Origin of the sequence: Ectothiorhodospira sp. BSL-9 (assembly GCF_001632845.1) — a bacterium.
In the GTDB taxonomy this organism is placed as follows: Bacteria; Pseudomonadota; Gammaproteobacteria; order Ectothiorhodospirales; family Ectothiorhodospiraceae; genus Ectothiorhodospira.
In genome coordinates this window covers 2043537-2066400 of sequence record NZ_CP011994.1, presented here as the reverse complement: position 1 = coordinate 2066400, position 22864 = coordinate 2043537, and the positions used below count along the sequence as shown (strand labels likewise).

Sequence of the window (22864 nt, the reverse complement as noted above, 5' to 3'; positions counted from 1 at the left end):
GCCTCCGCATCAACCGCGTTTCTGCTGGAACCATTCACGGCGCTCCTGTGGATCCATGTCCCGAAGTTTCTCGCGCATCTCGCCGCGCTCTTTTGGGCTCATGGCTTCCCAGGCCGCGCGCCGTTCCTGCTTGCGTTCACGCAGGGCCTGACGATCATCCTCGTCCATCTCCTGCCAGGCCTGACGGCGCTCCTGCATCTTCTCCCGCAGGGCCTGGCGATCATCCTTGTCCATGTCCTTCCAGGCCTTGCGGTGCTCGCTGCGCTTTTCACCCATGGCCTCGCGCTGCTCCTCGCTCATGCCGTTCCAGGCCTGACGGCGTTCCTCGCGTTTCTCGCGCAGCGTCTGACGCTCTTCCTGAGTCAGGTCCCGGCGGGACTCGGCCCTGTCCTTATCGCCCCAGGGAGCGCCCCGTTCGGTGCGCGGCTGATCCCTGTCGGCGGGCTGTGCCGAAGCGATCCCCATGCCGCCAAAGGCCAGTGACAGGACCACGGCCCCGGCAATCAGGGAGCGGGTCAGGATGAGGCTGGGTTGCTGAGTCGGCTTGCGGTTCATGATGTATCTCCCCATGGGGTGTTTTCGATGTGTTCACGGGGTAATACGCACCAGCACAGCGGGCGTTGACACGCATCAGCAAAAAGGCAAAAAAGGGGACAGACACCTTTTCGAAAGAAAAGGTGTCTGTCCCCTTTTTTGGTCCCCTTTTTTGCCTTTTTGCTCTAGGTGAGGTGCCGGGCCATCACCAGGGCATCCTCGCGGCCGTGGGCGGCGGGATAGTAGCCGCGACGCAGGCCGACTTCGTTGAAGCCCTCGGTACGGTACAGTTCCAGGGCCGGGACGTTGGTGGGGCGCACCTCCAGGAATACCGTTTCCACATGTCGATCCCGTGCCACTTCCAGGAAGCACTGCAGGAGATGGCGGCCAAGACCCTGCCCCTGCATCTCCGGGCGCACGGTCAGATTGAGCACATGACATTCCCCCACCGCCATGGACATCACCCCATAGCCGATGAGATGGCCGGTTTTCGCATCTTCCAGCACCCAGCAGGAGTAGCCCACTCGCAGGCAGTCCTTGAAGATGGCCTCAGTCCAGGAATATGGATACGCACGGGGCTCTATTTCCATCACCCGCGGTACATCGTTGCGCGCCATGGGGCGCAATTCCAGGTTGGGGACGGTGACTGCGTTCATGATCCCTCTTGTCCGGCTTGTATCTGGTCCATGGCCCGGCACAGATCCTCCCAGGCCTTGCGCTTCTCCAGGGGCCGCCTGAGCAGATAGGCCGGGTGATAGGTCACCACCACCGGGATGCCCCGGTACGTCTGCACCCGTCCGCGCAGGGTGCCCAGGGCATCGCCGGTGTCCAGCAGGTTCTGGGCCGCCACCCGCCCCAGGGCCACCAGGATCTTCGGGCGGACCAACTGGACCTGCCGGTCCAGGTAGGCCCGGCAAGCACGGGCCTCCTCGGGGGACGGGTCCCGATTACGGGGTGGACGGCACTTGAGGATATTGGCGATGTACACCCCCTCCCCCCGTTTCTTGCCCAGGGCAGCGAGCATACTGTCCAGCAGTTTGCCGGCCCGACCCACGAAGGGCTCGCCCTGGCGATCCTCCTCGGCACCGGGGGCCTCACCGATGAACAGCCAATCTGCGTGACGGTCCCCCACGCCAAACACGGTCTGGGTGCGTGCCTGAGAGAGTTCGCTGCAATGGGTGCACTGGGCCACCCGTGCCGCCAGGCCATCCCAATCCAGGGTGGACACCCCATCGTCCGGCTCAGGCAGGTCAGGATCATCGTATCCCTCACCCGAGGGCATCACCGGCTCGTAGGTATCGTCAGGCCATGGGGCCTCGTGCAGCCACGGCGGCATCTCCGGCTCCGGGGGCGATTCACGCCCCACGGAGGCATCCATGGTCACAGGCGGTGCCTCGACGGCGGGCGCCTGCTCCGGTACGGGTGTTGGTGTCGGAGCAGGTACGGCACCCAATTCCACCGGCGTGGCCGTCACCGCCTCGGGAGCCTCTCCTGCCTCGGACACCACGGCCATGGGCTCGGGAGGCGACAGATCCAGGCCCGCCCCCGGCTCCCGGCGCAGCACCCAAACCTGTATCCCCATGGCTTTCAGGTACTGCCGCCGCCGGGCTTCGTCCATGGCCTGGCCTTGATCAGACATCTCCGCGCTGAGGATGGGCCCGGTGATCCGGGGTCACGAGGCGGTTCAGGGCATTGAGATAGGACTTGGCCGAGGCGATGACGATGTCGGTATCGGCCCCCTGGCCATTGACGATGCGCCCCGCCTTCTCCAGACGCACGGTGACCTCACCCTGGGCATCGGTGCCGCTGGTGATGTTGTTCACCGAGTACAGGAGCAGTTGCGTGCCGCTGTGCATCACCGTTTCGATGGCCTTGAAGGCGGCATCCACCGGACCACTGCCCTCGGACTCGCCATGGAGTTCCTTGCCCTCCACATTCACCGTCACCCGGGCTACCGGTGTCTCACCGGTCTCCGAACACACCCGCAGCGATACCAGCTTGGCGCGCTCATGCTCCATGGCAATGGCCGCCTCGGTGGCCAGGGCCTGGAGGTCCTCGTCGTAGATCTCGTGTTTCTTGTCCGCCAGTTCCTTGAACCGGGCAAAGGCCTCGTTCAATTCCTCCTCGGACTCGAAATCGATGGCCAGATCCTTCAGACGCGTGCGGAAGGCGTTGCGGCCCGAGTGCTTGCCCAGCACGATGCGGTTATCCGACCAGCCCACATCCTGGGCCCGCATGATCTCGTAGGTGTCACGGTGCTTGAGCACCCCATCCTGGTGGATACCCGACTCGTGGGCGAAGGCATTGGCGCCGACGATGGCCTTGTTGGGCTGCACCGGGAAACCGGTGATGGTGGAGACCAGCCGCGAACAGGGCACGATCTGGGTGGTATCCAGGGTGGTGTCACAGGGGAAGACATCCTGACGGGTACGGACCGCCATGACGACCTCCTCCAGAGCGGCATTGCCGGCGCGCTCGCCCAGGCCGTTGATGGTGCACTCCACCTGACGGGCACCATGGAGCACGGCGGCCAGGGAGTTGGCCACGGCCACGCCCAGGTCATTGTGGCAGTGCACGGAGAATACGGCCTTGTCGGCATTGGGCACCCGCTCGCGCAGATTCTTGATCAATTCGCCGAATTGCTGGGGGATGTTGTAGCCCACGGTGTCCGGGATATTGATGGTGGTGGCGCCCGCGTCGATCACCGCCTCGATCACGCGGCACAGGAAGTCGAGCTCGGAACGGCCGGCATCCTCGGGGGAGAACTCCACGTTGTCCGTCCACTGGCGGGCGCGCTGCACGGCCAGTACGGCCTGCTCGACCACCTGACCGGGAGTCATCTTGAGCTTGTGCTGCATGTGGATGGGCGAGGTGGCCAGGAAGGTGTGGATACGCGCGGAGTTGGCATCGCGCAGGGCCTCACCGGCGCGATCAATGTCCGCTTCCTTGGCGCGGGCCAGGCCGCAGACGGTGCTGTCCTTCACCGCCCGGGCCACTGCCTGCACGGATTCGAAGTCACCGATGCTGGCGGCCGGGAAGCCCGCCTCGATCACGTCCACGCGCATCTTTTCCAGACCCTTGGCGATACGGACCTTTTCCTCCCGGGTCATGGAAGCCCCGGGACTCTGTTCGCCATCGCGAAGGGTGGTGTCGAAAATGAAGAGTTTTTCTTTGCCTGCCATGTCTCTGAACTCCCAGGGAACGGCCGCTGCCGTCCGCGTGTTTGGGTAGGAATTCTACACTGACCCGAGCCCTGGTTGGGGCCGGTCTTTCCTGCGTTGGGGTGCGTTTTGGCCTCGCCAGGCGAAGTGGGTCGCCGCTAGCGCGGCAGTCGCAGCAGGGTCAGCAGAGGCAGGCAGGAGGCGCGCACCAGCGAGTCGGCCCGGGGCGGGACGCTCGTAGAAAAGCTGGGTTGTGCATGGGGATGGTTCATCGGTTTCTCGCCTCTTCACCGGGACTTTAGCAAAGCCCCGGCGTCGATGCAAAGCCCGAGCGTCACCATCAGGATTTCACGAGAAACAGATACCCGCCTTCTCCGAGGCCTCACAGGCCTGCAGGGTGTTCTTCATGAGCATCGCCACGGTCATGGGACCCACCCCGCCTGGCACGGGCGTGATCCAGGCAGCACGCTCGGCAGCCGCATCAAACTGCACATCCCCCACCAGACTGCCATCTTCCTGACGATTGATACCCACGTCGATCACCGTGGCACCCTCGCGGATCCAGTCGCCCTGGATCAGGCCCGGGCGCCCGGCGGCGGCCACCAGGATATCCGCCCGACCCACGTGCAGTTGCATGTCGTGGGTGAAGCGATGACACACCGTGACTGTGGCCCCAGCCAGCATCAGCTCCAGCGCCATGGGGCGACCGACGATATTCGAGGCACCGATGATCACCCCGTGCCGTCCCTTGTAGGTCTCGCCGGTCTCGTCCAGCAGACGTTTCACACCATAAGGGGTGCAGGGCCGCAACCGGGGCACACGCAGGGCCAGACGTCCCATGTTGTAGGGGTGAAATCCGTCCACGTCCTTGGCGGGGTCGATGCGCTCGATCACCTGCTCGGGGTCGATGTGCCGGGGCAGCGGCAACTGCACCAGAATGCCGTCAATATTGGGATCGGCATTGAGGTCATCGATCACGTCCAGCAGATCGCCCAACGAAACATTGTCCGGCAACTCGAAGTACTGGGAGACCATGCCAATGGCCTCGCAGGTGCGACGCTTGTTGCGCACGTAGACATGGGAGGCCGGGTCCTGCCCCACCAGCACCACCGCCAGGCCGGGCGGCCGACGGCCCGCTGTCACGCGCACCTCCACCGCCTGACGGACCTCTTCTTGAACGGTTTTGGCAATGGCGCGGCCATCGATGATCTGCGCAGGCATCGGGGGTCATCCTGGGGGGTGGGAGTGTTGCGGGGATTTTCCCATTCTATGGCGCTCTAGTCCAACCATCCCGACCCTGGCATCGCGCGCCCGTTATTCGCGACGCCAGGTGGTCCCGCCCGGACCGTCCTCAAGGATGACGCCCTGGGCCTTGAGTTCATCGCGAATGCGATCTGCCTCGGCAAAGTCCTTGCGCTTGCGGGCCTCCAGACGGGCCTGGATGCGCTCTTCAATCCCGGCCTCGTCGGGGCCATCGGAACTGCCCCCCTTGAGGAAGGCCTCCGGGTCCGACTCCAGGATGCCGAGGGTTGCGCCCAGTTCCCTGAGCATTCCAGCCAGTCGGGCCGCTTCATCGGCCTGCCCCTCGCGCAGACGATTGATCTCATGGGCCAGGTCGAACAGCACTGCCAGGGCCACAGGTGTGTTGAAGTCGTCGGCCATGGCCGCATGGAAACGGGCCCGGTATTCGACGCCGCCATCTCCGACCGGCTGGATCGGGATCCCTCTCAGAGCCGTATACAAACGCGACAGGCCATTACGGGCACTCTCCAGGGCCTCGTCGTTATAGTTCAGCGGACTGCGGTAATGGCTGCCGAGGATGAAATACCGCACCACCTCGGGCCGGTAGTGCTCCAGCACCTGGCGCACGGTGAAAAAGTTGCCCAGGGACTTGGACATCTTCTCTTCGTCCACCCGCACAAAGCCATTGTGCATCCAGTAGTTGACGAAGTGCTCGCAGGTGGCCGCCTCGCTCTGGGCGATCTCGTTCTCGTGGTGGGGGAACTGCAGGTCCTGCCCACCGCCGTGGATATCAAAGTGGTTGCCCAGAAAGTGCGTGGACATGGCCGAGCACTCGATATGCCAGCCCGGACGCCCCGCGCCCCAGGGCGAGTCCCAGGCAGGCTCGCCGGGCTTTGCCGCCTTCCAGAGAACGAAATCCATGGGGTCGCGCTTGGCCTCATCCTGTGCCACCCGCTCGCCGGCGCGCAGGTCTTCCAGGCGCTTGCCGGAGAGCTTGCCGTAATCCTCGAAGCGGGACACGCTGTAGTACACGTCCCGGTTGTCGCCCTGATAGGCGTAACCACGCTCCATGAGGCGCTGGATCATGTGCAGGATCTCGTGCACGTGCTCCGTGGCCCGTGGCTCAGCCGTGGGCCGTAAAACCCCCAGGGCCTCGGCATCCTCGTGCATGGCCTGGATGAAGCGTTCCGTGAGGGCGTCGATCCCCTCCCCGTTCTCGGCGGCGCGGCGAATGATCTTGTCGTCGATATCCGTGATGTTGCGGATATAGGTCACCTCGTAGCCCAGGGCCTTGAGGTAGCGGTAGACGATATCGAACACCACCAGCACCCGCGCGTGGCCCAGGTGGCAGTAGTCGTACACGGTCATGCCACACACATACATGCGCACCCGGCCCGTTTCCATGGACTTGAAGGGTTCTTTGCGGCGGGTGAGGGTGTTGTATATGTTCAGCATGTCGCAGATCTGGCAGGTCAGAATGGGGGCAGGCAGCAAAGCATACCAAGTCCCACGATACACCAGAAAGGCCGGCCGCGAAGCCCGACAAGGGCCGTTCCACACCCCGTCCGGGCGGTGCGAACTTTCCCGGGACGTCTGCAACGGCTATCATCACCGGACACCAACGGGTAACCCCGACGGACAAAATCGCATGAAATCAATGATTCGACAGTGTGTAGCGCTCCTGGCGCTGCTGTCCTTAACCATGGGAAACCAAGTGATGGCCGAAACCGACAACCCCAAGGTCCAGATTGAGACGACCAAGGGCACCCTGGTCCTGGAACTCTACGCGGACAAGGCACCTGAAACGGTCGAGAACTTCCTGGCCTATGTGCGCGACGGCTTCTACGACGGCACCATCTTTCACCGGGTGATCCCTGGCTTCATGGTGCAGGGTGGCGGCTTCACCCCGGACATGCAGCAAAAACCCACCCGCGACCCCATCCGCAACGAGGCCAACAACGGCCTGAGCAACGAGGTGGGCACGCTGGCCATGGCCCGCACCCCCAACCCCCACTCCGCCACGGCGCAGTTCTTCATCAACGTGGAACACAACCGCTTCCTGGACTTCACCGCCGAGACGCCCCAGGGCTGGGGCTATGCCGTGTTCGGCAAGGTGGTGGAAGGCATGGACGTGGTCGAAAGTATGGTGGCGGTGCCCACCGGCAGTCAGGGTATGCATCAGGACGTGCCCAAGGAGCCCATCGTGCTCAATAGCGTGACCGAGCAGTAATTCTGCACGGTGCCTCAAACGTTATTCATTTCCGATCTGCACCTGGACAGGGATCGTCCACGCACCCTGGAGCAGTTTGCCCGGTTTCTCACCGAGCGGGTTCCCGGGTCCGATGCGCTTTACATCCTGGGTGATCTGTTCGAATACTGGATCGGCGACGATGACCCTGCCCCGCACCTGGATGATATTCTCGACACCCTGCATCGGCTGAGCCGAGAGGGTCTGCCGGTGTATTTCGCTCACGGCAACCGGGACTTTCTGGTGGGCGAGGCCTTCGCAGAGCGTAGCGGTTGCACGCTACTGGAGACGGAAACGGTCATTGATCTTTATGGCACCCCCGTGCTGCTCATGCACGGGGACAGCCTGTGCACCGATGATGAGGAGTACATGGAATTTCGTCGCATGGTGCGCACTCCCAAATGGCAGTCCGCCTTTCTGGCCCGCCCCCTGGCCGAGCGTCATGCCGAGGCCGAGGCCATGCGTGCCCAGAGCCAGGCTTCCACCCGCAACAAGTCTGAACGCATCACGGACGTGAATCCGGGCGCCGTGGAGGATGCCCTGCGTCGCAACGGCGTGCACACCCTGATCCACGGCCACACCCACCGCCCCGCCGTGCACAATTTCGAACTGGACGGACACCCGGCCCGCCGCATCGTGCTGCCGGACTGGTACGGTGATGGCGGCGTACTGGCCTGCACCCCACAAGGCACGTCGCTCCAGACGATCTGAGCTCCCTCTGGAAAGCCCGCGAGGAGTCCTTGAGCCCCGGGAACTCTTGGGCACCCTTGAGCCATTGGGGAACCCCCGTGGGAGCGGCCCTCGGCCGCGAATGCCGCGACTCCGGTCACCACCCCCCAGGGCTTGGCACCGAGGTGAAGAACCTTGGCGGGGGGTGTGCCTGCCCGCGGGACGCCGTGAATACCTCCCTGTAGGCTTGATCGCCGCATCCATGCGGCGAACACCCGCTCCCAGACACACCCCCCGCCAAGGTTCAGACAGTCTGGTGGCTTTCGGTGGGAAAGGCCTTTCGCGGCCGAGGGCCGCTCCCACGGGGGCTTTCCTTAGCCCCCTGCCCTACTGCTGCGGATCGTCAGCTTACGCAGCCTCGGCAACCGTCACGGGACGACGGCGGCGCAGGAAACCCAGGCCGAGCAGACCACCGGCCATCAGGGCGAGGATGCCGGGTTCGGGGACTTCGGAGGGGTTTTGAGTTTCTGCCGCCAGATTATATAAACTCAAATTCGAATCGCGACTCACTAGAGTGGCATTTTGATACCCAGCAAGATCATGAACAGAATGATCATAGGTTAGGGACTGAAAGGGGATTTTGAGATAGAAGTCACTTCCCTTCTCACCAATTTCGAGCTCATTGCCCCAAGTTAGACCTAACGAACTGCGCGAGTTTATATTTCCATTCCCATTATTAATCTGGAACTTATATTCGAGGGCAGCGTAAATAGTTTGATTTTCTTCCCTTTGAACTCCAGCCACAGAATAACTAAGCAAAAATGAAAGCGGGACGTTAGCGCTCCCAGACACCCAACCCTGCGTGCGCTCTGATGCTAAACCAATATCAAAGATATTCAAACCTTCTATGCTTTGAACTGAGTACCCATTACTACTATCAACACTCACTTCAAAGGCGCTTAACCCTACTCGGGACTGAATCCAACCAAGATTATCCGGAATATCAAACAAGACATTTTGAATCGTGAACTCATATGTCATCAGATTCGCCTGACCAACCCCAGCCCAAGCCACACCCCCAGCCAAACAAGCCGCCACCAACACCTTTTTCGTCTTACTGCTGGCCATCATCCCATAATCTCCACGTTTCGTTCGGCCATGAGCGGCTTATGGGGATAATTAAGCACGAAGCCTGCCAACAATCGGTGAGCGCATCATGCCAAGCTTAAAACGTGAAACAGCGCACAAAACCAAACCCATCCTGTCAGATATTCCGACACACATGCGTGTCATAAACATCGCCGCAGCGATATTCCATGTGTGAAACGGATCACAAAAGCGACTTTTTGACCGTAAATAAAATCGACACCTAATTCCCAAGCATGCCACGTAACCACCCCCTCAGCAGCGAAGGGGTATTCCCCACCGAAAGCCACCAGAGTGTCCGAACCTTGGCGGGGGTGTGGCCGGGAGCGGGTGTTCGCCGCAGGGATGCGGCGATCAAGCCTACAGGGAGGTATTCACGGCGTCCCGCGGACGGGCATACCCCCCGCCAAGGTTCTACGCCCCGATGCCAAACCATGGGAAGCGGCGGCCACCGGCAATCCCTTCGCGGCCGAGGGCCGCTCCCACGGAAGGCTAATTCAGGCTACCCGGGCGATGACCAGGTCCATGACGTTGGTGCCGGTGGGGCCGGTCTTCAGGAGGTCGCCGGAGGCTTGCAGGCAGGGGTGGGCATTGGCGGTGGCCAGGGCCTGGTCGGGGTCGAGGCCCTGGGCACGGATGCGGTCCCAGGTGCCACCGTCCACCAGGGCGCCGGTGGCCAAGGTCACACCATCGGAACCATCCGTGCCTGCGGCCAGCAGGGTCACATTCGGGCAACCGGACAACACCCTTGCCGCCGCCAGGGCCAGATGCTGATTGCGCCCGCCCTGCCCCGGGTTCTCCGGCAGGGTCACCGTGGTCTCGCCGCCCCACACATGCACACCGGGCGCCCTGCCCTCCTGCCTCAGCCAGTGCGCCAGGGCCGCGCCACGCTCAGCCGCTTCCCCCTGGAGAAATTCTCCATGCAAGGTGACCGGGCAACGCAGGCTGCGCGCTGCGTCGCCCGCCGCGCGACAGGCATCCTCCAGCGTGGCCAAAACCCGCACAGGCACCTTGCGGCCTTGGGCCCAACCGCCCACCTGGGCATCCATCGCCCGCTGGATGATCCCGGACAACCCGGACGGCAGGACCGGCGGAGGATGGGAGTCCCGGGGCGGACTGAGCAGCCCCGAGCCGATCACCGCCGGATCATTGCCGGGCACATCCGAGATCAACCAGACCTCGGCCGGGCGCTGTCCCAGATACCCCCGCAAACGGCCTGACTTGATGCAGGACACCGCCCCACGCACCCGGTTCATGGCCTGGATATCCAGCCCCGAACCCAGCAACCAGCCATTGATCCGTTGCAGATCCGCCAGCGTCATCCCCTCAGGCAACACCTCCACCAGGCTGGAGGTGCCGCCGCTGATGAGGAACAACAGGGTGTCACCGGGCGGCGTCGCCGAGATGAATTCCAGCAACTTCGCCCCAGCCGCCAGGCTGGCCTCACCGGGCAGCGGGTGATCCGATTCCAGGCACAAGAAACGCCCATCATGGGCTAGAGACTCATCACCATGCCCATGGCGAGTGATCATGAGTGCCCGCTTGAGTTGGCCACCCAGCCCCGTCCGTGCACCCTGAGCCATGGCGGCGGCGGCCTTGCCGATGGCCACCGCGTGCACTGCCCCCTCCGGCTTCTTGATGGCCAACTGCCGCCGCACGACTTGCTCGCCGTTCACGGCCTCCAGGGCCTGGTGGAAGCAATGCAGCAGGATGTCGCGATGAGGATTCATGGGAGTCCCGGGCTACTCATCTCGCACAAAACACGCCCGGTAGTCCGGACAATCACCACACACCGGGGATTTGCAGATCGGTATGCCTTCCCGGCCGCATAACTGACGATAGAAGAACTTCTTCCAGCGCATGTTGTGCACGTTCTGTTGCGCCAGGGCCGCAAAATGTCGCGTCATCAGGGTGGAAAGCTCCGAACGCGCATCCAGCCCAAGACCCTGCCACAGATGGCCTGGCTTGAGGGCGCGACGCGCGATGATATGCGCCAGCCATGTGGTCGCCTCGCCCTGATGAGAGGCATGCTCCAGCAGCAGGCCGCGAAGGTCCGCCTCCTCGATGGCGCCCTCCCCCGCATCACCTTCCCGGGAAACATCAGGCTCCAGTGTGTCAAAGCCGGGAAAACAATGATCCAGCAGGCGGCTCAGGCTATCGGCATGCAACCCCAGGCCAGCGTTCAGGGAAATCGCCCGGGCCTGCTCCACGTCTTCCAGCGCCGCCACGAGGGCACAGGACAGCACGTGGCGGTCGAATGGATCACCCCGCCCCGGCAATGCCAGCAAACGCTCACGCCTTTGCGTATTCGGGCCTGCGTGCGGATGAGAAGTTGATGCCATGATAAGGCCCTCCTCGGCCCTCGATGATCCTCGAGGGCCTTCACTCATGGATGATGGGATCGCGGCACTCATGCGACAGCAACCCCCTTGACCATCGCCCACACCGATTGCCCTGGGGACAGGTCCAATTCCCGGCGGGAACGCGCGCTGATTCGGGCCAACAACTGATGCTCCCCCGCCGCCAGGTTCAGAATCACATGCCCGGGGTGGGGATCGTCACTGATCTGCGTGATCCTGACCGGAATCGAGTTGAGCACGCTGCTGGAATCGGGGCGCTCCAGGGCCACGGACACATCCCGCGCCAGGATGCGCACCCGCACGGGGGCGCCCAGGGCACGATCCTGATGGGAGACCAGCAACCGCCCCCCGCCAAAGGCCAGCTCCGTGAGGTGATCGTCCGCGTGGTGGTCGGCCACTGTGCCCTCGATCACCGCCGAGGCCTGTTCGCTGTGGGCCAGGGGCAGGTCGGTGCGGGTTAGCAGTGTCTGCAACGGCCCCTGGGCCAGGGCCCGTCCGTTTTCCATCAGCACCATGTGATCCGCCAGGCGGGCCACCTCCTCAATGGAATGGCTCACATAGATCACCGGGATGGACAATTCATCCCGCAACCGCTCCAGGTAGGGCAGGATCTCCCCCTTGCTGGTCACATCCAGGGAGGCCATGGGCTCGTCCATGAGCAACAACCGCGGACTGGTGAGCAGGGCACGACCAATCGATGCCCGCTGACGCTGGCCACCAGAAAGCTCGTCCGGATAGCGTGCCAGCAGATCCGTGAGGCCCAGCAGTGTTGCCACCTCGTCCAGCTCCAGGCGGCGCTGCTCGGGTGCCAGGCGCTTGAAACCATAGAGCAGGTTATCCCGCACCCTGAGATGGGGAAACAGGCTGCCCTCCTGGAAGACGTAGCCCAGGGGCCGTTCATGCACGGGTAGCCATTGAGCGCCATCCTGCCAGGTCTCACCATTGAAGGTGAGGCGGGCCTCACGAATCCGTTCCAGACCCGCCAGACAGCGCAGCACCGTGGTCTTGCCGGAACCGGAGCGACCGAACAGCGCGGTCACGCCGCGCCCGGGGATCTCCAGATCCACGTCCAGGGTGAAATCGCTGCGATCCAGAAAAAAGCGTGCATGGATGCTCATCACGCCACCCCCACGACCTTGAAGCGTCGATTCAGTCCATACACGCTCATCAACAGGATGAACGCCAGGGCCACCAACAGCAGGGACAGGGCATGGGCCGAAGCATAGTCCATGGCCTCCACATGATCATAGATGGCGATGGAGGCCACCTGGGTCTGACCGGGGATGTTGCCGCCGATCATCAGGATGACGCCGAATTCCCCGAGGGTGTGGGCAAATGAGAGCACCGCTGCGGTGAGGATGCCCCGGCGCGCCAGGGGCAGCACCACCGTGAAGAAGCGGTCCATGGGGCCGGCCCTCAGGGTAGCCGCGGTCTCCAGCACCCGCCCGCCGGTGGCGGCAAAGGCATTCTGCAGGGGCTGCACCACGAACGGCAGGGAATAGATCATGGAACCGATCACCAGACCGGTGAAGGTGAAGGCCAGATGTCCCACGCCGATATCCTCCAGAAAGCCCCCCACGGCCCCTCTGGGCCCCAGCAGGACCAGCAGATAAAAGCCCATGACCGTGGGCGGCAGCACCAGCGGCATGGCCACCAGCGCCTCGATCATCACCTTGCCCCGCCATCGGGTATGGGCCAGCCACCAGGCCAGCGGGGCGCACAGCACCATGAGGAGACTGGTGCTGATCACCGCCAGCTTGAGGGTGATCCACAGGGCGGTCAGATCACTGTCGCTGATGCCGAACATGCCGCTGGACTCCTTGCAGGTATGTCAGCCGGCATCATTCGCCGGGCAGGATGAACCCATAGGCCCGCATGACGGCACGGCTCGTGGGGGCGTTCATGTACTCGGCAAAGTCGGCAGCGGTCTCGTTGTCGGCGGCTCGACGGGTGATGATGAAACCCTGCTCCAGCGGATTGTGCAGATCGTCATCGATCAGGTAATAAGGGCCCTGATCCCTCACATGGGGATTGAGCGCCAGCGACAGCGCCACTACGCCCACCTGGGCCGCACCGCTCTCCACCAGCTGCAGTGCGTGGGCGATGTTCTCCCCAAAGACAAAGCGGGGCACCAACTCATCCCACAGACCAACGGCCCGCAACGCCTCCTCCGCCCGTTTCCCATAGGGGGCATGGCGGGGATTGGCAATGGCGATCCGCCGAAACTCCGGTCGGGAAAGATCCTCCAGGGTCAGTTCGGAAGCATCCACCGTGTTGCTCCACAACACGATGCGGCCTATGGCGTAGGGAATGACCTCGGAGGCCGCAAACCCGCGCTCCTCAAGCATCCGCGGGTACTCGATATCGGCGGAAAAATACAGGTCAAAGGGCGCGCCATTCTCGATCTGGGCGCGGAAACGACCGGATGAGCCATAAATCACCTCAATGGAGCGGTCGGGATGGTCTTCCTGATAGGCCTCCAGGATCTCGTCCATGGCAAAGCGCAAATCGGCAGCGGCGGCAATGCGGGTGGGCTCTTGTGCCTGCAGCGTGCCCATCAAGACAAGCAGGGTGAGGCCAAGCAGTCCTCTGAATAACACAAGGCTCATGGTTTTATTCCTTTTCAAGTGAAATCGCGTTCAATGAAGGTGATGGTTGTTTGCTGAGCCTGGGGTCAATCGGTCACTGCCAGCAGTACATGGGAAGCCTTGATCAGGGCACAGGCCTCGGCCCCTTCGGTAAGCCAGCCCTCGTCCAGGGCCTCGCGGGTGACGATGGCAGTGAGCACGCGGCCATGACCCAGATCCAGCTTGACCTCAGCATTCACGGGGCCCGCCTCCACGTGGGCGACCCTGCCCGGCAGACGGTTTCGGGCAGAGACGCGCAGATCACCCGTCATCTCGCCCAGCACCACGAACGAGGACTTGATCAGCACATGGACCTCCCTGCCCTGTTCCAGGCCCAGCTCCTGCCCCGCCTCGTGAGTAACCACCGCATGGATCTCCAGGCCGTGGCCGATGTCCACGGTCACCTCATCGCTGACCGCGCCCCGAGTGATCCGACAGACCTTGCCTTGGTAATGATTCCTTGCTGTCGTACGCATGGAGAGTTTCCTCATCAGTGTCCAGACATCCCCCAGTTCGCCGGTGGATTGCGCCATTTGCTCCAGAAACTGCTGGTAGGCCTGATCGGCCGACCGGTACTGGGCAATCACCTGTTCGCCATGGGCCGTGAGCCGGGTGCCGCCCCCATGACGTCCACCTGCCTGGCGTTTCAGCAGGGGCTGATCAGACAGGTTGTTCATGGCGTCGATGGCGTCCCAGGCCGCCTTGTAGCTCATGCCGATGGCGCGAGCGGCCGCCGAGATGGAGCCGGTGGCCGCCACCTGTTCAAGCAGCTGAATCCGCGCGCTGCCGAGAAAGGGCTTGCCTTGCAGCTTGAACCAGAACTGACCTTCGATTTCCGGTTGCATGGGGAACCTTATGGGATTTCGTTATGTTTGCCTGTATATAACGCATGACATGCAGCGGGTGAAAATGCACTGTGCGTCGGGGAGTGGCAATGCATATTCCGGGCCAGATAACACATTCCAGGTGAAGTGATTGTTTTAAAGATGATTTTAGTGTCGTCGTCACCGGGAACATTGTGTGGGCTTGGCTACAAACCAGGGGCATGACCCGTAGCAGGGGGAACAGACGGGCCGGCCAGCGGGATGGCAAGTAAGCAATAAAAGGGGGAGACATGATAAAAGGGGCGGACGGGCCTGCGCATTGCGTAGCCCATCCGCCCCTTGGTTGCCCTCGCCCGCCAGCGGGAGAGGGTTTTCGGGTGAAAGAATGACTTACTTCAGATCAAAACGATCCCCGTTCATCACCTTGGTCCAGGCCTTCACGAAGTCCTTGACGAACTTTTCCTTCGCGTCGTCCTGGGCGTACACCTCGGCGTAGGAGCGCAGGATGGAGTTGGAGCCGAACACCAGATCCACCCGGGTGGCCGTCCATTTCACGTTACCGCTCTGGCGGTCAACGATCTCGTAGAGGTTGTCGCCCTTCGGCTTCCAGGTGTTGGCCATGTCGGTCAGGTTCACGAAGAAGTCGTTGGTCAGCACCCCTTCCCGATCGGTGAAGACACCATGCTTCGTGCCACCGTGGTTGGTACCCAGTACCCGCATGCCGCCTACCAGCACGGTCATCTCGGGTGCCGTCAGGCCCATCAGCTGCGTGCGATCCAGCATCATCTCCTCAGCGGAGACCACATAATCCTTCTTCAGCCAGTTGCGATAGCCATCGTGCAAGGGTTCGAGCACGTCGAAGGATTCGGCGTCGGTCATCTCCTCAGTGGCATCGCCACGACCCGGTGCAAACGGCACCGTGACGTTGAAGCCGGCATCACGGGCAGCCTTCTCCACCGCTGCCGTCCCACCCAGCACGATCAGGTCCGCCAGACTCACCGGCTTGCCCAGACCGGACTGAATGCCTTCCAGCACCCCCAGCACCTTTTGCAGACGCTCGGGCTCGTTGGCGTCCCAGTCCTTTTGCGGGGCCAGGCGGATACGGGCACCGTTGGCACCGCCCCGGTAGTCGGAGCAGCGGAAGGTACGGGCGCTATCCCAGGCGGTGGTGATCAGTTCCGAAGCACTCAGGCCGCTGTTGAGCAGCTTGTCCTTCAGATCCGCCACCTCGGCATCACTCAGGGTGTAGTCCACCTTGGGCACCGGATCCTGCCAGATCAGGTCTTCCTGGGGCACTTCAGGGCCGAGATAACGGCTCTTGGGGCCCAGGTCACGGTGGGTCAGCTTGAACCAGGCCCGGGCGAAGACCTCGTTGAAATACTCCGGGTCGTTATAGAAGCGCTCGGAGATCTTGCGGTAGGCCGGGTCCTTGATCATGGCCATGTCGGCGTCGGTCATGATGGGGTTGTAACGAATGGAGGGATCCTCCACATCCACTGGTCGGTCTTCTTCCTTGATGTCCACCGGCTCCCACTGCCAGGCACCTGCCGGGCTCTTTTTCAGCTCCCAGTCGTGCTCAAACAGCATCTTGAAGTAGCCGTTGTCCCACTGGGTGGGGTGCGTGGTCCAGGCACCTTCAATGCCACTGGTGATGGCGTCGCGGCCACAGCCCTTGCCCTGGGGGTTACGCCAGCCCAGGCCCTGCTCTTCCACATCGGCACCTTCCGGGGCCGGGCCCAGCTTGGAGGCGTCGCCATTGCCGTGGCATTTGCCCACGGTGTGACCGCCGGCGGTCAAGGCCACGGTCTCTTCGTCATTCATGGCCATGCGGGCAAAGGTGGTCCGCACATCCTGGGCGGTTCTCAGCGGATCGGGGTTGCCGTCCACGCCCTCGGGGTTCACGTAGATCAGCCCCATCTGCACGGCGGCCAGGGGGTTTTCCAGGCTTTCGCGATCGTCGCTTTCATAGCGGCTGGAGCTTTCGGCCAGCCACTCCTTCTCGGAGCCCCAGTAGGTGTCCTTTTCCGGGTGCCAGATGTCGGCCCGCCCGCCAGCAAAGCCGAAGGTCTTGAACCCCATGGACTCATAGGCCACGTTGCCGGCCAGGATGATCAGGTCGGCCCAGGAAAGCTTGTTGCCATATTTCTTCTTGATGGGCCACAGCAGACGGCGGGCCTTGTCCAGGTTGCCGTTGTCGGGCCAGCTGTTGATGGGGGCGAAGCGCTGGTTACCCGTGCCGGCACCGCCACGACCATCAGCGATGCGGTAGGTACCCGCGGCATGCCAGGCCATGCGGATCATCAGGCCACCGTAATGGCCCCAGTCCGCCGGCCACCAGTCCCGGCTCTCGGTCATCAGGTTACGCAAGTCCTGCTTGACCGCCGCCAGGTCCAGCTTCTTGAATTCCTCGGCGTAGTCGAAGTCCTCCCCCATTGGGTCGGTCTTCGTATCGTGCTGGTGAAGGATGTCCAGGTTCAGTGCGTTGGGCCACCAATCCATGTTGTCGTTACCGGTTGCGGTATTGCCACCATGCATGATGGGGCACTTGCCTGCACTCTTGACGTCATTTCCGCCCATTTCGTCCTCCGTTTATTGCTCATCGTGTTGTACTGAACCGGCACCCCGAATGGGACCATCCGCCCCTGTCCGGGATGCTTGGCAGACACCCCTTGGAGGGGGTGACACCGCCGGACGTTCAATTGTTCTGCCCTTAGAGTTATAGGGTATGAGCGTGATAAATTCAAATGTAGCTTTCGGATGATCCTGATAGATCTTTGCTATTAATGACCCGCCAGGCCAATCCTGAACCCGAGCCGGCGCAACGTATCAGGGGAGACGGGCGAGCCCACAGGCCAGGTCCCGCTGGATGTCCTGGATATCCTCAAGCCCCACCGCCACGCGGATCAGGGATTCACCGATCCCCTGGACCTCCCGCTGCTCGGGCTGGATGCGACCGTGGGTGGTGGTGGCCGGATGGGTGATGGTGGTCTTGGCGTCCCCAAGGTTCGCCGTAATGGACAGCAGGCGGGTACTGTCGATCACCTGCCAGGCCTGCTCCCGCGCCCCCTTGACCTCGAAGGCAACAATGCCCCCATAGGCCGCCTGCTGACGGCTGGCCAGGGCATGCTGCGGGTGGGAGGGCAGCCCCGGATAGTGGACGCGCGCCACGCCCGGCTGCTCTTCCAGCCATCGGGCCAGGGCCAGCGCGGATTCACAGTGGGCACGCATGCGTAACCGCAGCGTTTCCAGACCCTTGAGGAATACCCAGGCGTTGAAGGGGCTCATGGTGGGGCCGGCCGTGCGCAGGAAGCCGAACACCTCCTTGCCCACCCGTTCGGCGTCACCCACCACGGCGCCCCCCACACATCGCCCCTGGCCATCCAGGTATTTGGTGGCAGAGTGGATCACCAGGTCGGCCCCCAGTTCCAGCGGCCGCTGCAGGGCCGGAGTACAAAAGCAGTTATCCATGGCCAGCAGACAGTCATGGGCATGGGCCAGGTCCGCCAGGGCGCGGATGTCCACCAGTTCGGTGAGGGGGTTGGACGGGGTTTCCGCGAACAACAGACGGGTCTCGGGCCGGATGGCGGCCTCCCAGGCCTCAAGATCCCCCAGCGGGACGTAGGTGACCTGGATACCGAAGCGGGTGAGGTAATTGCTGAACAGATTGGTGGTGGAACCGAACACCGAGCGCGAGGACACGATGTGGTCACCGGCCTTCAGCAGGGACAGACAGGTGGACAGGATGGCCGACATCCCCGAGGCAGTCGCCACGCAGGCCTCTCCGCCTTCCAGGGCTGCCAGGCGATCCTGAAAGGTGCGTACCGTGGGGTTGGTGAAGCGGGCGTAGATGTTGCCTGGCTCGTCACCGGCAAAACGCGCTGCGGCCTCGGCGGCACTGGAGAACACGAAGCTGGACGTGGCGTAGATGGGGTCGGAATGCTCCTGCTCGGGTCCGCGCCGCTGCCCGGCGCGGACCGCGCGGGTATCAAAGCCCTCGGCGGTTTCACCGGGATCGTTCAGGGGATGTTCCATGGTCGGATTGCCCTCACCCGCCCCGTCGGGCACAAAAAAACCCGCCAAAACGGGTCGTCACCCGATTTAGCCGTATTTGTAAGGCGCCCGCAAGCTGGATCAAATCGGCGCCGCCATAGGGTCAGCGACTTGCGCTGACTGACTATTGTCAATTTAAGAGACCCGGATGTGCCTGTCAACGCCGCACCGTGTCGGAGATGGAAACCGACTGAACGTCATCTGCCCACTGACCGGCCTCCAGCATGGCATTCATGATGTCTTCCCGGGGCAGGTCAGCAAAGGCCACGGCCGCCACCTGGTCGGTCTCGCAGGCCCGGGCACAGGCCACCACCTCACCCAGTTCACCCTCCCCCTCCAGCAAGGCACGCTTGATCTGGTCATCCAGGGGCAAGGGACCAATCACCTGCGGCAGGGGGCGTTCCATCACCAGGTCCAGGGCCGAGAACAGACCGGCCGTAAAATACCGCTCCACCGGGCGACGACCGGCCATACGGGCGATGCGCTCGCACAGGCCGGCGCGCTGCAGGCACAGGTGCACCAGTCCTGGGGGACGGTCCTCAAGACCGCTGAGCACCAGCATGCAGGCCCAGGTGACCAGCTTGCGGTGGCCCAGGATGAGAATGGCCCGGGCCAGGGAGTCCACCTCACGGTTGAGTCCGAAGAAGGGGGAGTTGATCAACTTGAGCAGCTTGAAGGCCAGCCCCGGATCCTGTGCGATCAGATGCTGCAGTTCGTGGACATCCATATCCGGCTGCTGCAACCGCGCCAGCAGGCGCAACACGGTGAGCTTTCCGGTGGGCAGATTGACCGCGCGAAACACCCGGGGCCGGCTGAGAAAATAGCCCTGAAAATAGTTGAAACCCAGGTCCCGAAGGAATTCATAGTCCTCCAGGGTCTCCACCTTCTTGGCTACTTTTTCCACCTGCGTCGCCTTCAGCCCCTTGAAGATGAGACGCAGGTCATCCGGCCGGGAACGGGCCGTGTCGATCTTCACCTGATGCACCACGGGCAACAGGGCATCCCGGGACGTACCGGGGACATAGTCATCCAGGGCCAGCACATACCCCTGCCCGGAGAGCCCGCGCAGCAACTCCACGGCGTCTTCATCACAGGGCAACGATGGCGGCAGGTCCAGAATCATGCGACCCGCAGGGACGGCCAGCTCCCGCAATTCCTCCATCAGGCGCCAGGTCATGTTGATGGCGGCCAGGCGACTGCCCACCAGCGCATCCAGGCCGATCTCCCCGAATGCGCTGAGCATCACATGGGAGGTGGCGGCATCACTGGCTGTCGCACTGTCCGGGGTGGTGGCTGTACGGAATAGCAACTCGTAGGCGTAGACCCCCAGTTGCTGATTATAAATCGGTTGCCGGGCGATGTAGGTGCCCGCTTCAAGGTGCCTTGCTGAATCCATGCCTGCTCTCTCCTGGGAGGAGTACAGGCTATCAGCAAGCGGGAAATCGCGAAAGCCGGATGACCCTGACTCAGGGCTGCGTGGTCACCTGCACACGATCGGCCACGGCACAGAGCAGGTCGTAGCTGATGGTCTCGGCGGCCGCCGCGATCTCATCCACCGGCAGGCCTTCGCCCCACAAGGTGACGGGGTCACCCACGGCCGCCTGAGGATGGTCGGTCAGATCCACGGTGATCATGTCCATGGACACGCGACCGATCAGCGGGGCACGCCGTGCGCCCACCAGGACCGGGGTGCCATTGGGCACATGCCGGGGGTAACCATCGGCATAGCCAATGGCCACCACACCCACCCGGGTGGGCCTGGGGCACTGGAAGGTGGCGCCATAGCCCACGGTATCCCCCAGGGCCCGATCCTGGATGGCCACCAGGGGTGCCTGCAGGTGCATCACCGGCTCAAGCCCATGCCGGGCGGGGTCCCGGTCGGCCAGGGGCGAGGCCCCATAGAGCATGATACCGGGGCGAACCCAGTCCCCGTGACTGCGCGGCAAGGCGAGGATGGACGCGGAGTTAGCCAGGCTGCGCGGACCTGGCAGCCCCTGGGTGGCTGCTTCGAAACGGTCCAACTGGGCAGCATTCTCCGCACGCTCTGGCTCATCGGCACAGGCCAGATGAGTCATCCATACCGGTGGCTGCATCACCTGGGCACACCGCTGAAGCCCGCCATGCAAGGCGGCGGCGCGCATGGCGGGGAAACCCAGGCGCCCCATGCCGGTATCGAGCTTGAGCCAGACCTGCAATGGGCTGGAAAGCGGCGTGGTTTCCAGGAGGCGAAGCTGGCTCTCGTCGTGGACCACCACACTGATGTCTTCACGCGCGGCCTGGCGCAGTTCCCGGTCATTCCTGAAGCCCTGCATCACCAGAAGGGGCAGGCGGAAACCGGCGCCACGCAAGGCCTCTGCCTCGTCCATGCAGGACACGGCAAACCCATCCGCCAGCGGCGCCAGTACATCGGCCACTCTCAGGAGACCGTGCCCGTAAGCCTCGGCCTTGATCACGGCCATCACGCACCGGCCCGGCGCAGCCTGCCGCACCCGCCCCAGATTATGCTCCAGGGCACCCAGCCGCAGATGCGCCCGGGCAGCGCGCTTCACGAAAAGGCCTCGTTGGAGTAGATCTCCGGCACGTAGTTCTCGAACCGGGTGTACTGCCCCAGGAAGGTCAGCCGCACCACCCCGATGGGACCATTACGCTGCTTGGCAATGATGATCTCCGCCGTGCCCTTGTCGGGACTGTCCTCGTTGTAGACCTCGTCCCGGTAGATGAAGACGATCAGGTCGGCATCCTGCTCAATGGCGCCTGATTCGCGCAGATCCGACATCACCGGGCGCTTGTTGGGGCGCTGTTCCAGGCTGCGGTTCAGCTGGGACAAGGCGATCACCGGCACACTCATTTCCTTGGCCAGTGCCTTGAGCCCCCGGGAGATTTCCGAGATCTCGTTGGTCCGGTTCTCGGCGCTGCCGGGCACCTGCATCAGCTGGAGATAATCCACGACGATCAGGCCCAGCTTCTTGTGCTCGCGCATCAGCCGGCGGGCACGGGCGCGCAGGTCGTTGGGTGACAGGGCTGGACTGTCGTCGATGTATAGCTGGGCCTCGGAGAGCATGGACACGGCGCTGGAGAACCGGGGCCAGTCATCATCCTCCAGGCGCCCGGTGCGCAGGCGTTGCTGATTGATGCGCCCGAGCGATGACAGCAGTCGCATGGCCAACTGCTCGCCGGGCATCTCCATGCTGAACACGGCCACCGGATACTGCTGCTTGAGGGCGGCATATTCGGCCATGTTCATGGCGAAGGAAGTCTTGCCCATGGAGGGGCGCCCGGCCATGATCACCAGATCGCCCGGCTGCAGACCGGAGGTCATCTCGTCGAACTCATCGTAGCCGGTGGGCAGACCGGTGATGGGCGTGTCCTGCTCGAAGAGCATCTCGATGTGTTCAACGGTGGACTTGAGCAGGGTGCGCATGCCGCGAAAACCCTGGCGGGAACGCTGGCCCTGTTCGGCGATCTTGAAGACTTTCTGTTCCGCCTCGTCCAGCAGTTGCTGGCTGTCGCGGCCCTCGGGCCTGAAGCCGCTATCGGCAATGCCGGTGCCCACGCTGATCAGCTGGCGCACCACGGAGCGTTCGCGCACGATCGCAGCATACGCGGAGATATTGGCGGCGCTGGGCGTATCGCGGGCCAACAGGCCCAGGTAGGCCAGCCCACCGGCCTCCTCCAGTTCGCCGCGGGATTCCAGGCGTTCGGAGATGGTCACCACATCGAAGGGGGCATTGCGGCCCGCCAGCTCGGCGATGGCGCGGAAGATCAGCCGGTGATCGTGTCGATAGAAGTCCACCTCGGCCACGCCGTCGGCCACCGTGTCCCAGGCCTCATTCTCCAGCATGAGGCCGCCGAGCACGGCCTGCTCGGCCTCAATGGAATGGGGTGGAATCTTGAGCGAAGAGGTATCGGTATCGTAATGGGGCGGTGGGGGTGTTTCGTACATGGAGTTCTACCGGAAGGAGTCGAGCAACCAAAGCACGGATGGGCGGTGCCTCATCGAAAC

Annotated in this window: 20 protein-coding genes; 2 read left to right on the top strand and 18 right to left on the bottom strand. The window is 63.1% G+C overall.

Annotated elements, in window-relative coordinates; translation table 11 throughout:
• Positions 1–9 precede the first annotated feature (9 nt).
• The 6 genes from ECTOBSL9_RS09745 to cysS all read right to left on the bottom strand — a co-directional run bounded on the left by ECTOBSL9_RS09745 (position 10) and on the right by cysS (position 6392).
• Positions 10–555 carry a hypothetical protein gene (locus ECTOBSL9_RS09745; RefSeq protein WP_063464874.1) on the bottom strand — a complete coding sequence of 182 codons (546 nt, stop codon included), beginning with the start codon at positions 553–555 and terminating at the stop codon, positions 10–12.
• Between the two features lie 164 nt (positions 556–719).
• On the bottom strand, positions 720–1190 hold the full coding sequence (gene rimI / locus ECTOBSL9_RS09740; protein WP_063464873.1) for a ribosomal protein S18-alanine N-acetyltransferase: 471 nt from the start codon (positions 1188–1190) through the stop codon (positions 720–722).
• Complete coding sequence (locus ECTOBSL9_RS09735; protein WP_240481118.1) at positions 1187–1912, bottom strand: uracil-DNA glycosylase family protein; 726 nt, start codon at positions 1910–1912, stop codon at positions 1187–1189. The genes rimI and ECTOBSL9_RS09735 overlap by 4 nt, the downstream gene beginning before the upstream one ends.
• 253 nt (positions 1913–2165) lie before the next feature.
• The gene (locus ECTOBSL9_RS09730; protein ID WP_063464872.1) at positions 2166–3716 is read right to left on the bottom strand and encodes a 2-isopropylmalate synthase; all 1551 of its coding nucleotides are present in this window, start codon (positions 3714–3716) and stop codon (positions 2166–2168) included.
• A 327-nt stretch (positions 3717–4043) separates the two neighbouring features.
• Positions 4044–4916, bottom strand: coding sequence for a bifunctional methylenetetrahydrofolate dehydrogenase/methenyltetrahydrofolate cyclohydrolase FolD (gene folD / locus ECTOBSL9_RS09725; protein WP_063464871.1), 873 nt, complete (start codon positions 4914–4916; stop codon positions 4044–4046).
• Positions 4917–5009: 93 nt separating this feature from the next.
• Positions 5010–6392, bottom strand: a complete 1383-nt coding sequence (cysS, locus tag ECTOBSL9_RS09720; protein WP_063466127.1) for a cysteine--tRNA ligase — start codon at positions 6390–6392, stop codon at positions 5010–5012.
• A 262-nt stretch (positions 6393–6654) separates the two neighbouring features.
• Here cysS and ECTOBSL9_RS09715 point away from each other — a divergent pair, with 262 nt between their 5' ends.
• Entirely contained in the window at positions 6655–7167 is a 513-nt protein-coding gene (locus ECTOBSL9_RS09715; RefSeq protein ID WP_305728300.1) for a peptidylprolyl isomerase, read from the top strand.
• A 9-nt stretch (positions 7168–7176) separates the two neighbouring features.
• Positions 7177–7896 carry a UDP-2,3-diacylglucosamine diphosphatase gene (locus ECTOBSL9_RS09710; RefSeq protein ID WP_063464869.1) on the top strand — a complete coding sequence of 240 codons (720 nt, stop codon included), beginning with the start codon at positions 7177–7179 and terminating at the stop codon, positions 7894–7896.
• A gap of 366 nt (positions 7897–8262) precedes the next feature.
• On the opposite strand, the gene ECTOBSL9_RS16590 is transcribed toward ECTOBSL9_RS09710, so the two are convergent.
• From ECTOBSL9_RS16590 to dnaB, 12 genes are all read right to left on the bottom strand, one after another.
• A complete protein-coding gene (locus ECTOBSL9_RS16590; protein WP_082829851.1) occupies positions 8263–8985 on the bottom strand; it encodes a PEP-CTERM sorting domain-containing protein in 723 nt (240 codons plus the stop codon).
• Between the two features lie 512 nt (positions 8986–9497).
• Entirely contained in the window at positions 9498–10730 is a 1233-nt protein-coding gene (locus ECTOBSL9_RS09705) for a glycerate kinase (RefSeq protein ID WP_063464868.1), read from the bottom strand.
• A 12-nt stretch (positions 10731–10742) separates the two neighbouring features.
• Positions 10743–11342 carry a nitrogen fixation protein NifQ gene (locus ECTOBSL9_RS09700; protein ID WP_063464867.1) on the bottom strand — a complete coding sequence of 200 codons (600 nt, stop codon included), beginning with the start codon at positions 11340–11342 and terminating at the stop codon, positions 10743–10745.
• A gap of 68 nt (positions 11343–11410) precedes the next feature.
• Positions 11411–12478, bottom strand: coding sequence for a molybdenum ABC transporter ATP-binding protein (gene modC / locus ECTOBSL9_RS09695; protein WP_063464866.1), 1068 nt, complete (start codon positions 12476–12478; stop codon positions 11411–11413).
• A complete protein-coding gene (gene modB, locus ECTOBSL9_RS09690) occupies positions 12478–13167 on the bottom strand; it encodes a molybdate ABC transporter permease subunit (RefSeq protein WP_063464865.1) in 690 nt (229 codons plus the stop codon). The genes modC and modB overlap by 1 nt, the downstream gene beginning before the upstream one ends.
• A gap of 34 nt (positions 13168–13201) precedes the next feature.
• On the bottom strand, positions 13202–13960 hold the full coding sequence (modA, locus tag ECTOBSL9_RS09685; RefSeq protein WP_371259021.1) for a molybdate ABC transporter substrate-binding protein: 759 nt from the start codon (positions 13958–13960) through the stop codon (positions 13202–13204).
• A gap of 74 nt (positions 13961–14034) precedes the next feature.
• Entirely contained in the window at positions 14035–14832 is a 798-nt protein-coding gene (locus ECTOBSL9_RS09680) for a TOBE domain-containing protein (protein WP_063464863.1), read from the bottom strand.
• A 369-nt stretch (positions 14833–15201) separates the two neighbouring features.
• The gene (katG, locus tag ECTOBSL9_RS09675) at positions 15202–17388 is read right to left on the bottom strand and encodes a catalase/peroxidase HPI (RefSeq protein ID WP_063464862.1); all 2187 of its coding nucleotides are present in this window, start codon (positions 17386–17388) and stop codon (positions 15202–15204) included.
• Positions 17389–17637: 249 nt separating this feature from the next.
• A complete protein-coding gene (locus ECTOBSL9_RS09670; protein WP_063466126.1) occupies positions 17638–18843 on the bottom strand; it encodes an O-succinylhomoserine sulfhydrylase in 1206 nt (401 codons plus the stop codon).
• Positions 18844–19018: 175 nt separating this feature from the next.
• Positions 19019–20257, bottom strand: coding sequence for an EAL and HDOD domain-containing protein (locus ECTOBSL9_RS09665; RefSeq protein ID WP_063464861.1), 1239 nt, complete (start codon positions 20255–20257; stop codon positions 19019–19021).
• A 70-nt stretch (positions 20258–20327) separates the two neighbouring features.
• A complete protein-coding gene (alr, locus tag ECTOBSL9_RS09660; RefSeq protein ID WP_063464860.1) occupies positions 20328–21410 on the bottom strand; it encodes an alanine racemase in 1083 nt (360 codons plus the stop codon).
• Positions 21407–22804: a replicative DNA helicase gene (gene dnaB, locus ECTOBSL9_RS09655; protein WP_063464859.1), complete on the bottom strand. Its 1398-nt coding sequence runs from the start codon at positions 22802–22804 to the stop codon at positions 21407–21409. Before dnaB ends, alr begins: the two co-directional genes overlap by 4 nt.
• Between the last annotated feature and the right edge of the window lie 60 nt (positions 22805–22864).